Consider the following 11,059-nt stretch of genomic DNA (forward strand, 5'->3'; position numbering starts at 1 on the left):
GACCGCTACGCCTCTTCACCTGTGGGAGCCGGCTTGCTGGCGAAGGGGTCAGCCCTGACATCCCATCGCCGACTGACCCAACGCGTTCGCCAGCAAGCCGGCTCCTACAGTCCGTGTTCGCCGCGGCACCGGATAGTCATCTGCGCGCCATGCAGACTCAGTTCAGGGTGATGCCGGGCGTCAGGCTGGCAGGCAGCGCCAGGGTTTCCGTCTCCAGCGATGCCACCGGGTACGCGCAATAATCCGCCGCGTAATAGGCGCTGGCACGATGGTTACCCGAGGCGCCGACACCGCCGAATGGTGCGGTGCTTGCCGCGCCGGTCAGCTGCTTGTTCCAGTTGACGATACCCGCGCGGCTCTGCAGCCAGAACTGCTGGTAGCGCGCCTGGGAATCCGACAATAGCCCTGCCGCCAAGCCATATTGCGTGGCGTTGGCCTCTTCGATGGCTGCGTCGAAATCGGCGTAGCGAATCACCTGCAACAGCGGCCCGAACAATTCCTCATCGGCACGATCCGCCACGTCGCTGACGTCGATGATGCCCGGCGTCAGCAGCGCCGATTGCGCGGCAGGCTGAGTCATTTCGAGCAAGGCAACCGCGCCGTTGGCCAGCATCAGTTCCTGGGCATCGAGCAGCGCACGGGCAGCAGCAAGGGAAATCACCGAGCCCATGAACGGCGCCGGCTGTTGATCGAAAGCGCCCACCTGAATGGTCGAAGTCACTTCCACCAGACGCGCCAGAAATGCATCGCCCCAGGCACCTTGGGGCACCAGCAGACGGCGGGCACAGGTGCAGCGTTGGCCGGCAGAAATAAAGGCTGACTGAATCACGGTGTACACCGCGGCATCGACATCGGCGACCTGATCGACCACCAGCGGGTTGTTGCCGCCCATTTCCAGGGCAAGAATCTTGTCCGGGCGGCCGGCGAACTGTTGATGCAGGGAATTGCCGGTGCGGCTTGAGCCGGTGAAGAACAACCCGTCGATGCCGGAATGACCGGCCAGTGCGATACCGGTGTCCCGCGCGCCTTGCAGCAGATTGAGCACGCCCGCAGGCAGACCGGCTTCGATCCAGCATTGCACGGTCAGCTCGGCGACTTTGGGGGTCAGTTCGCTCGGCTTGAACACCACGGTGTTGCCCGCCAGGAGCGCCGGGACGATGTGCCCATTAGGCAAGTGACCCGGAAAATTGTAAGGACCGAACACCGCCACCACGCCGTGTGGCTTGTGCCGCAGCACGGCGGTGGCGTCGCCCAGCGGGCCGCTCTTCTCGCCGGTCCGCTCGCGGTAGCTCTGAATGGAGATCGCCACCTTGTTGGCCATGCTGGTCACTTCAGTCGCCGATTCCCACAGCGGCTTGCCGGTTTCCTCACCGATGCAACGGGCGATTTCATCGGCGCGGTTCTTTAGCGCAGCGGCGAAGGCTTCGAGCACGGCAATGCGCTCGTCCAGACTGCGCGTCGCCCAGGCCGGAAACGCCTGACGAGCCGATTTGACCGCCGCGTCGACCTGTTCAGCCGTCGCGCTTTGGCCCGACCAGGTCACCTGCTGGGTCACCGGGTTCAGGGAATCAAATGCGTCGCCCTGCCCGTCCTGCCAGGCACCGGCAATGTACAAAGTGTTCATCAAATACTCTCCCGAGCGGGCGACAGTTGCACGGCGCGGACTTGATCACCGGCGCTGAGGCGCAAGCGCTTGGCCGTCTGTGGATCGACCACGAGGGTGCCGGCGGCAAGACGCGCAGGCGCCGCGGTCACACGGCAGTCTTCGCGCTTGCGGTTGTGGATAACGAATGGCGTCGCATCGTCGCCCGGTGTGCCGACGGCCAGCACCAGCGCCTGGCTGTCGCGGACTGCGCGGATCTTGCTGGTTTCGCATTCGATGGCCGGGCCGGCGTCGAAAATGTCGACGTAACCCTGGTAGCTGAAGCCTTCGGCCTTGAGCATGGCCAGCGCCGGTTCGGTGCTGACGTGGACGCGGCCGATGACCTCGCGCGCGGCTTCTGAAAGGAAGCAGCTGTACAGCGGAAACTTCGGCATCAGCTCGGCAATAAAAGCACGGTTGCCGACACCGGTGAGGTAGTCGGCCTGACTGAATTCCATTTTGAAGAAGTGCCGGCCCAGGCTTTCCCAGAACGGCGAATGACCCTGCTCGTCGGAGATGCCGCGCATTTCAGCGATGGTCTTGGTGCCGAACAGCTCCGGGAATTCGGCAATGAACAGCATCCGCGACTTGGACAACAAACGGCCGTTGAGGCCATTGCGATAGTCGGCGTGCAGGAACAACGAGCACAGCTCGGAGTTGCCGGTGAGGTCGTTGGCCAGGAACAGCGTCGGGATCTCGCGGTAGATGTTCAGCTCTTGGGAAGCGCTGACTGTCAGACCCACCCGGTAGTTGTACCAGGGCTCGCGCAGGCCCACGGCGCCGGCCACCGCAGAAATGCCGACGACTTTTTCGTCGTCATCTTCCAGCACGAACAGGTAGTCGGCGTCGCCCCGCCCGGCCTCGCCACGGAAGGTTTTCTCGGCCCAGCCGACCCGGTGCGCCAGACGCTCTTCATTGGCCGGCAATGTGGTCAGGCCTGCGCCGGTGCTGCGCGCCAGTTCGATCAGCGCCGGAAGGTCACTGCTGCGTACGGGACGAACGATCATGCTTTCTCCTCAAGCCGGTGGTTCTGCAACCCCCGGCGAACTCGCTAACCTGCATTACGGCGTCGGCGTGCTACTGCAGCGCCCATCGCCGTCAACTCATCTCGCCACACTTGACCGGCTGTCAGACCGCGACGATGCGCACGCTGGCGCCTTCGCCGACGCCCAGTGCTTCGGCCGCGGCCAAGCTCAGGGCCACCGGTTTGCCAGGCACCCAGTCCAGTTCCAGCATCACCGCGCGGTAATCCTGCAACTGGCCATTGGAAACCAGATAAGGCCGCCCGCCTTTGACCGCATCACCGGTGCTGACCGTGTCGACCTTGACCGGCACGACGCGGCTCTGGGCGATCGAGCGAATGCCGGACACCCGCGCGTGCAGGGTCGGCCCACCGTCGAAGATGTCGATGTAATGATCGGTCTCGAAGCCTTCGCGCATCAGGATGTCGAAGGTGATCTGCGCGCGCGGATGGACCTGGCCCATGGCCTCCTGCGCTTCATCGGGCAGCAGCGGCACGTAGATCGGGTAATGGGGCATCAGCTCGGCAAGGAAGGTCCGGCTTTTCAGCCCGCACAGGCGCTCGGCTTCGGCGTAGTTGATGTCGAAGAAGTTGCGGCCGATGGCGTCCCAGAAGGGTGAGTCGCCCTGGTCGTCGCTGTAGCCGACGATCTCGGTCACCACCGAATCGGCGAAGCGTTCCGGGTGGCTGGCGACGAACAACAGACGGCCGCGCGAGTTGAGCTCCGACCACAGCGTGCCAACCAGTTCAGGCAGCACATAGAAGCTGGTCAGCAGGCTGTTGCCGGTGAGGTCGTGGCACTGCGAGAGCACGTGGATCTTGTTGTGGATCTTCAGTTCGCGGGAGGCGTGGACGAAGGTTTCGTTGCGAAAGCTGTAGAACGGCTCGGAATAGCCCGCCGAGGCGACGATCCCGGAACAGCCCACCAAACGACCTGCTTCTGTGTCTTCGAGGACAAAGAAGTAGGTCTCTTCGCCGTTGAAACTGACTTCCGCCGAGAACGAGGCTTCGGACGCGGCAATCTTGTCACCCAGACGTCCAGCGTCATCCGGCAGGGACGTGACACCAATCGGGCTGTCTGCCGCGAGTCGTTGAACCTCGCTCAGATCCGCCATTTGCGCGGGGCGCATCACCAGCATGGTGTCACTCCTTGAGAAAAAAATCGGGCCGGTTTAGCGGCGAAAAATAAAAATATCCGGCAGGACAGCGATCCGTAGGAGCCGGCTTGCTGGCGAATGCGCCGGGTCAATCGACATAAATGTCGCTGATGCAACGGGTTCGCCAGCAAGCCGGCTCCTACAAATTCAGCGCAGTTTCAAGCCCCGGTCAGCTTGGCAACCGCCCGTTCGAAGCGGTTCAGGCCTTCTTCGATGTCGGCGTCTTCAACCACCAGACTCGGCGCGAAACGCACCACGTCGGGACCGGCCTGAAGCACCATCACGCCTTCCTGTTCGGCGGCGTTGAAGAAGTCTTTGGCCTTGCCTTTCCAGGCGTCGGTCAATACGCAGCCGATCAACAGGCCCATGCCGCGCACCTGGCTGAACACGCCGTATTGCTGACCGATCTTCTCCAGACGGGCCTTGAACCGTTCATGTTTGGCCTTCACGCCGGCCAGCACTTCTGGCGTGTTGACCACATCAATGACCGCCTCGCCCACCGCGCACGCCAGCGGGTTGCCGCCGTAGGTGGTGCCGTGAACGCCAACGGCCAGGTGCTTGGCGAGTTTTTCAGTGGTCAGCATGGCCGCCATCGGGAAGCCGCCGCCGATGCTTTTCGCGCTGGAGAGAATGTCCGGCGTCACGCCGTAATGCATGTACGCAAACAGGTGACCGCTGCGGCCCATGCCGCTTTGCACTTCGTCGAAGACCAGCAGCGCGTTGTGGTCGTCGCACAATTTGCGCGCACCTTGCAGGTATTCGAGTTCGGCAGGCAGTACGCCGCCCTCGCCCTGGATCGGCTCCAGCACCACCGCGCAGGTCTTGTCCGAGACGGCGGCTTTCAGCGCGTCGAGGTCATTGAAGGGGACGTGGGTGATACCGGTGATTTTCGGGCCGAAGCCGTCGGAGTATTTCGGCTGACCGCCGACGCTCACGGTGAACAGGGTGCGACCGTGGAAGCTGTTCAGGGCAGCGACGATTTCGTACTTGTCCGGGCCGTACAGATCGTGGGACACGCGGCGAGCCAGCTTGAACGCAGCTTCGTTCGCTTCAGCGCCGGAGTTACAGAAGAACACGCGGTCAGCGAAGGTGGCGTCGACCAGCTTCTTGGCCAAGCGCAGCGCCGGCTCGTTGGTGAAGACGTTGGAGACGTGCCACAGCTTGTTGGCCTGTTCGGTCAGCGCGCCAACCAGCGCCGGGTGCGCGTGGCCCAGCACGTTGACCGCGATGCCGCCGGAGAAATCAACCAGCTCACGACCCGACTGATCCCAGACGCGGGAACCCTGACCGCGCACGGGAATGAACGCTGCCGGGGCATAGTTGGGGACCATCACCTGGTCGAAATCGGCACGTTGCACCGGTACTTGCTCAACGGACATCGGAGTCTCCTGAAGAGGAACGCCTGCCTGGAACTGGCGAGCGATGGAAGGATTGTAAGGACTGATTCGGGCCGGGCCTTGCCGCCAAGCGACAACTTCTTATAGCGCCAAACCGGCTTTTTACGGGGTTTTCGGCAATGCGACAAATTGCGTCACAAAGGCGCAGTTTAAACACTGCAGGCCTGTAGGAGCGCGCTTGCCCGCGAAAGATTGATCAGGCGATAAAGATGCAGTGGGTGAACCAACGCCTTCGCGGGCAAGCGTGCCTCTACAGATGAAGGTCGCAAAGCGGATTCACCCGCGCTCGGCGGGCACCGAGGACAATTCGAACGGGCTGCTGCTGCGGCGCTGGTTGCGGTCTTCGCGAGGGGTGGCGCCGAAGAAGTTGCGGTAGGCGCTGGAGAAGTGCGGTCCCGAAGAGAACCCGCAGGACAGGCCGATCTGAATAATCGACTTGCTCGTCTGCATCAGCATCTGCCGGGCCTTGTTCAAGCGCAGTTCGAGGTAATACTGGCTCGGCACGCGATTGAGGTACTGCTTGAAGATGCGCTCCAGCTGACGTCGCGACACGCACACGTGCTGGGCGATTTCGTCGGTGGTCAGCGGCTCTTCGATGTTGGCTTCCATCAACAGCACCGCTTGGGTCAGCTTCGGGTGACTGGAACCCAAACGGTTCTGCAGCGGAATCCGCTGGCGTTCGCCGCCTTCACGAATGCGCTCCACCACCAGTTCTTCCGACACCGCGCCGGCCAGCTCGGCGCCATGATCACGGGCCAGCACCGCCAGCAACAGATCCAGCACCGACATCCCGCCGCACGCCGTCAGGCGATCGCGATCCCAATCGAACAAATGGCTGGTGGCGATGACTTTGGGGAAGCGCTCGGCAAAATCATCCTGCCAGCGCCAGTGCACCGCGGCACGGTAGCCGTCTAGCAGACCCAGCTGCGCCAGCGGATACACACCCGCCGACAACCCACCGATCACGCAACCGGCGCGGACCAATTGCTTGAGCGCGCCACCGAGGGCCGAAGACATCGGCGCCGGCGGCTCGTCGGCCAGCAGAAACAGCTTCTGAAACCCTTCCAGACGACCGACCCACGGCTCGCCCGGCAGCTGCCAACCGGCAGCGTCAACGGGCGGTTCGGCCTGCAGAAACGACAGTTCGTAAACCACGTCGGGGTGAACGCGCTGAGCAACACGCAGGGCTTCCTCCGCCAGCGCCAGGGTCAAGGCTTTGGTGCCGGGCCAGATGAGAAATCCGATTCGATGGGCAGTCATGGCGTGCAATCCGAAACGTGTCGCTAAAAGGGGTCGCACGTCAGGTGCGATGGGAATCTGTAACCTTCAGTCAATGGCTGCGGTCTGAATGACGCGCAGCATGAACCGTTCTGAAGCAAAACGCACCGCTCTCACGTGGCGGGTTGGTTACTTCAAACTGCCGGACAGGAACTGCTGCAAACGCTCGGATTTCGGATTGACCAGCACTTCACGGGGATTGCCGCTTTCTTCGACCAGCCCCTTGTGCAGGAAGATCAGCTGATTCGACACTTCACGGGCGAAGCCCATTTCGTGGGTGACCACCACCATGGTCCGGCCTTCCTGGGCCAGCGCCTGCATGACTTTCAGCACGTCGCCGACCAGCTCGGGGTCCAGCGCCGAAGTCGGTTCGTCAAACAGCATGACTTCCGGCTCCACCGCCAGCGCCCGGGCAATCGCCACGCGCTGCTGTTCGCCGCCGGACATATGCCCTGGATAGGCGTCCTTGCGGTGATACACGCCCACCTTGTTCAGATAATGTTCCGCCTTTTCCAGCGCTTCTTTCTTCGGCACGCCCAGGACGTGCACCGGCGCCTCGATGATGTTTTCCATCGCGGTCATGTGCGACCACAGGTTGAAGTGCTGAAACACCATCGACAGGCGCGAACGCATGCGCTGCAGCTGTTTCGGGTCAGCCGCCTTCAAGCCGCCGTTCTTGTTGGAGACCAGCTTGAGCTCTTCGTTGTTGAGCAGGATGCGCCCGGATTTCGGCTGCTCCAGCAAATTGATGCAGCGCAGAAACGTACTCTTGCCCGAGCCGCTGGAGCCGATGATGCTGATGACATCGCCGGCCTTGGCGGTCAGCGAAACGCCTTTGAGCACTTCGTGACTGCCATAGCACTTGTGCAGGTCCTGGACTTCCAGTTTGTTCATGATGTCGGTTCTCACAAGTAATCAGTCACTGAGCAGGCGGCCGCTGCGCAACGGTGTGCGGCCGGCCACTTTGGCCATCCAGAAACCCGGCTGGGCGTAACGCAGTTTTTCGATGGCAAACAGCACGCCGGCGGTACCGGCACAGACGGTGGTGGCGCGATCGGTCAACGGGTCGATGACTTCGAACAGCGGTTCGCCGGGCTCGACCCACGCTCCCGCCGGACGTAAAAACGTCAGCACGCCGGGATGGGGCGCATAAATCATTTCGGTGCCTTCGAACGGCATGCCTTCGCAGGCTTCGTGCCCGGGTTGCGGCCACTCGCCGCTGATCAGCCCCTGCTCGGCCAGAAACGCCAGAATGCCTTCAGCGTAGGCCTCGGCTTCGGCCTTGCCGGTGTTGGTCTGACCGCCCAGCTCCAGGGTGGTCGCCAGGCAGGCCAGCGGGATCTGCGCGTCCGGGAACTGCTTGGACAAACGCAGCCACGGCAGCGAACAGGCTTCGTCGAACGAGCTGCCGCCGGAATCTTCGGCCAGCAGCGCAACCGTCACCCCCAGATGGGCCGACAACGAACGCCATTGCGGCCAGTGCTGCGGCAAGGCGTACATGTGCAGCGAGGCGTCGGTGTCGCAATGCAGGTCCAGCACGACATCGGCGTTGCAGGCGTGACTGAGCAAGACGCGCTGCATCCCGGCCAGCTCGCTGCCGGCAGGCGGCAATTGCTCGAGCACATTGGCCATGGCCTGACGAATCAGTTTGATGTTGGCGTGAGGGTCGTCACCGAGCTTGCCCGCCAGCGCCTGGGCGACTGGCTCGCTCAACTCGGTGAAGTCACGATTGAAATTCTTGCCGCTGCCGTACTCGAAACGGCCCTGATGGTTGCCCTGCAGCAACTGGCCCAGACCGATCGGGTTAGCGACCGGCACCAGCTCGATGACGCCCTTGAGCTGGCCCTGTTCTTCCAGCTCGGTGAGGCGTTTCTTCAATTCCCAGGCGGTGCGCATGCCCGGCAGCTCATCGGCGTGCAGGCTGGCCTGGATGTAGGCCTTGCGCTCGCCCTGACCAAAACGGAACACACTCAAGGTGCGCTGGGTGCCGAGGTTGCCCCACGGCAGATGGTGATCGATGCGCTGCATATCAGTGCTTCCTCGGTGCCAGGTAACTGAGCCAGCGGCGCTCTGCCAGCTTGAACAGTTTCACCAGAATGAACGTCAGGCACAGGTAGAAAACGCCTGCGGTGATGTAGGCCTCGAACGGCAGGTAGAACTGGGCGTTGACGGAACGTGCCGCCCCCGTGATGTCGATCAGCGTGACAATCGACGCCAGACTGGTGGTCTGCAGCATCATGATCACTTCGTTGCTGTACTGCGGCAGCGCCCGGCGCAAGGCCGATGGCAGCAGAATCCGGCGGTACATCTTGGCTTTCGACATGCCAATGGCCCGCGCCGCTTCGATCTCGCCCGGCGGCGTGGATTTCAGGCTGCCGGCGATGATTTCAGCGGTGTAGGCGCTGGTGTTGATGGCGAAGGCCAGGCATGCGCAGAAGGTCGCGCTCGACAGCCACGGCCACAGAATGCTTTCACGCACCGCTTCGAATTGCGCCAGCCCGTAGTAGATGAGGAACAGCTGCACCAGCATCGGCGTGCCGCGAATGACGTAGGTGTAGCTCCACGCCAGCAGATTGACCCAGGCGATTTTCGACACACGCATCAGACCCAGAGGCAGTGCGGCGAGCAAGCCGAAAAACAGCGACACCGCGAGCAGTTTGAGGGTGATCAACAGGCCGCCGAAATACAGCGGCAGGCTTTCCCAGACGACGTTGTAATCGAAAATCATAGGTCTGCCACCCTTACGCCGGCCGAGTAACGTTTTTCGATGTAGCGCAGTACCAGCAGCGAGACGCTGGTGATCACCAGGTACATGGCCGCGACTGCGAGAAAGAAAGTGAAGGGTTCGCGGGTGGCATCGGCCGCCTGCTTGGCCTTGAACATCATATCCTGCAGACCGACCACGGAAATCAGCGCGGTGGCCTTGGTCAGTACCAGCCAGTTATTGGTGAACCCGGGGATCGCCAGACGAATCATCTGCGGCACCAGAATGCGGAAGAACACCCGGCCACTGCTCATGCCGTAGGCCATGCCCGCTTCGGCCTGCCCTTTGGGGATTGCCATGAACGCGCCGCGGAAAGTCTCCGACAGGTACGCGCCAAAGATGAAACCCAGGGTGCCGATACCGGCCACCAGCGGGTTCAGGTCGATGTAGTCGTCATGACCGAGCAGCGGCGCGATGCGGTTGAGCAGGTCCTGACCGCCGTAGAAAATCAGCAGGATCAGCACCAGATCGGGAATGCCGCGGATCACGGTGGAATACAGATCGCCCAGCCATGCCAGCCAGCGCACCGGCGACAGCCGCAATGCCACGCCGATCAGGCCGAGCACGATCGCCAGCGCCATGGAGCACAGAGCGAGCTGCAAGGTCAGCCATGCACCGTCGAGAATGACGGCTCCGTAACCTTTCAACATGTTGTTTGGCCCTCAAGCGCGGGATAGAAAAATGGCGCAATCAGTCGGTGCGATGACCTGCTGCTTGCGCCATTGACGGCTTCAAACCACGTTACTTGCCGTAGATGTCGAAGTCGAAGTACTTGTCCTGAATGGCTTTGTATTTGCCGTTGGCACGAATGGCCGCGATGGCTGCGTTGAGCTTGTCCAGATCAGCCTTGTCGCCTTTGCGCACGGCAATGCCGATGCCGTCGCCGAAGTAGGTGGCGTCGGTGAAGGCCGGGCCGACGAACCCGTAGCCTTTGCCCGATTCAGTGTTCAGGAAGCCGTCCTGCAGCAGGGTGGCGTCGGCCACGGTGCCATCGAGACGACCGGCGCCGATGTCCAGATAGACTTCGTTTTGCGAGCTGTACGGCTTGATTTCAGCACCCAGCGGGGCCAGGACTTCGCGGGCGAAACGCTCGTGGATCGAGCCACGCTGCACGCCGATGTTCTTGCCCTTGAGCTCGGTCAGCGCGTCGCTGACGACGGTGCCCTGCTTCATGACCAGACGGGCCGGGGTGTTGTAGTACTTGTTGGTGAAGTCGACCGACTTCTTGCGGTCTTCGGTGATGGACATCGAGGACAGGATGGCGTCGATCTTGCGCACTTTCAGCGCCGGGATCAGGCCGTCGAATTCCTGCTCGACCCACACGCACTTGACCTTCATCTCTTCGCACAGGGCGTTGCCGATGTCGTAGTCGAAGCCGACGATGCTGCCGTCCGGCGCCTTGGAGGCAAACGGAGGGTATGCCGCTTCGATGCCGATCTTCATGGGCTTTTCATCGGCGAACACGGGCTGTGCCAATACGGACAGTGCCAGCGCACCCAGCAGCATGAGCTTTTTCATTTCTTGGAACTCCATCGGTATAACGCGACAAATGGCAGTGAGCGAAGCGCTCAATGAACAGGAGGAATCAGAAATTGCGACGCGAGGTGCCGGCGGGTCTCTGGACCCGACAAGCCTTCGGCGAGTGGTCGGCATTTTAGCGGCAGGCTGAAAGTCGATATTTCTTCAATGCGACAACTAGTTACAGAAGCGCATGAAATCGTGATCAGGCCAATTGACATCCCAAAAGCTTTATGCAAGTGCCAGAGTTGGCAAACCTATCAACGAAGCAAATAACGCGCC

At 61.9% G+C, this 11,059-nt stretch carries 10 protein-coding genes; all 10 read right to left on the reverse strand.

The features are described from left to right. Positions 1 to 157 precede the first annotated feature (157 nt). Positions 158 to 1,627: a succinylglutamate-semialdehyde dehydrogenase gene (astD, locus tag OKW98_RS22440; protein ID WP_265386715.1), complete on the reverse strand. Its 1,470-nt coding sequence runs from the start codon at positions 1,625 to 1,627 to the stop codon at positions 158 to 160. Next, on the reverse strand, positions 1,624 to 2,649 hold the full coding sequence (gene astA / locus OKW98_RS22445) for an arginine N-succinyltransferase (RefSeq protein ID WP_265386716.1): 1,026 nt from the start codon (positions 2,647 to 2,649) through the stop codon (positions 1,624 to 1,626). Before astA ends, astD begins: the two co-directional genes overlap by 4 nt. A 121-nt stretch (positions 2,650 to 2,770) precedes the next feature. Further along, positions 2,771 to 3,802, reverse strand: coding sequence for an arginine/ornithine succinyltransferase subunit alpha (gene aruF / locus OKW98_RS22450; RefSeq protein WP_265386717.1), 1,032 nt, complete (start codon positions 3,800 to 3,802; stop codon positions 2,771 to 2,773). A gap of 176 nt (positions 3,803 to 3,978) precedes the next feature. Then, a complete protein-coding gene (locus tag OKW98_RS22455) occupies positions 3,979 to 5,199 on the reverse strand; it encodes an aspartate aminotransferase family protein (RefSeq protein WP_265386718.1) in 1,221 nt (406 codons plus the stop codon). 294 nt (positions 5,200 to 5,493) lie between these two features. Continuing rightward, positions 5,494 to 6,477, reverse strand: coding sequence for a transcriptional regulator ArgR (gene argR / locus OKW98_RS22460; protein ID WP_265386719.1), 984 nt, complete (start codon positions 6,475 to 6,477; stop codon positions 5,494 to 5,496). A 147-nt stretch (positions 6,478 to 6,624) separates the two neighbouring features. Beyond that, positions 6,625 to 7,389 carry an ABC transporter ATP-binding protein gene (locus OKW98_RS22465; RefSeq protein WP_108121445.1) on the reverse strand — a complete coding sequence of 255 codons (765 nt, stop codon included), beginning with the start codon at positions 7,387 to 7,389 and terminating at the stop codon, positions 6,625 to 6,627. Between the two features lie 21 nt (positions 7,390 to 7,410). Next, positions 7,411 to 8,523 (reverse strand): succinylglutamate desuccinylase/aspartoacylase family protein, encoded by a 1,113-nt coding sequence (locus OKW98_RS22470; protein WP_265386720.1) that lies wholly within the window; start codon positions 8,521 to 8,523, stop codon positions 7,411 to 7,413. 1 nt (position 8,524) lies between these two features. Further along, positions 8,525 to 9,223 carry an ABC transporter permease gene (locus tag OKW98_RS22475; RefSeq protein ID WP_265386721.1) on the reverse strand — a complete coding sequence of 233 codons (699 nt, stop codon included), beginning with the start codon at positions 9,221 to 9,223 and terminating at the stop codon, positions 8,525 to 8,527. Then, positions 9,220 to 9,909, reverse strand: coding sequence for an ABC transporter permease (locus OKW98_RS22480; RefSeq protein WP_065986205.1), 690 nt, complete (start codon positions 9,907 to 9,909; stop codon positions 9,220 to 9,222). Before OKW98_RS22480 ends, OKW98_RS22475 begins: the two co-directional genes overlap by 4 nt. 91 nt (positions 9,910 to 10,000) lie before the next feature. Next, entirely contained in the window at positions 10,001 to 10,777 is a 777-nt protein-coding gene (locus OKW98_RS22485) for an ABC transporter substrate-binding protein (RefSeq protein WP_265386722.1), read from the reverse strand. Positions 10,778 to 11,059 lie beyond the last annotated feature (282 nt).

The sequence above is a fragment of the Pseudomonas sp. KU26590 genome (assembly GCF_026153515.1).
GTDB lineage: Bacteria > Pseudomonadota > Gammaproteobacteria > Pseudomonadales > Pseudomonadaceae > Aquipseudomonas.

What these genes read in the sequence shown, in the direction of transcription:
- astA (WP_265386716.1), bottom strand. Translation starts at nt 2,649, where the DNA reads ATGATCGTTCGTCCCGTACGCAGCAGTGACCTTCCGGCGCTGATCGAA.
- aruF (WP_265386717.1), bottom strand. Translation starts at nt 3,802, where the DNA reads ATGCTGGTGATGCGCCCCGCGCAAATGGCGGATCTGAGCGAGGTTCAA.
- OKW98_RS22455 (WP_265386718.1), bottom strand. Translation starts at nt 5,199, where the DNA reads ATGTCCGTTGAGCAAGTACCGGTGCAACGTGCCGATTTCGACCAGGTG.
- argR (WP_265386719.1), bottom strand. Translation starts at nt 6,477, where the DNA reads ATGACTGCCCATCGAATCGGATTTCTCATCTGGCCCGGCACCAAAGCC.
- OKW98_RS22465 (WP_108121445.1), bottom strand. Translation starts at nt 7,389, where the DNA reads ATGAACAAACTGGAAGTCCAGGACCTGCACAAGTGCTATGGCAGTCAC.
- OKW98_RS22470 (WP_265386720.1), bottom strand. Translation starts at nt 8,523, where the DNA reads ATGCAGCGCATCGATCACCATCTGCCGTGGGGCAACCTCGGCACCCAG.
- OKW98_RS22475 (WP_265386721.1), bottom strand. Translation starts at nt 9,223, where the DNA reads ATGATTTTCGATTACAACGTCGTCTGGGAAAGCCTGCCGCTGTATTTC.
- OKW98_RS22480 (WP_065986205.1), bottom strand. Translation starts at nt 9,909, where the DNA reads ATGTTGAAAGGTTACGGAGCCGTCATTCTCGACGGTGCATGGCTGACC.
- OKW98_RS22485 (WP_265386722.1), bottom strand. Translation starts at nt 10,777, where the DNA reads ATGAAAAAGCTCATGCTGCTGGGTGCGCTGGCACTGTCCGTATTGGCA.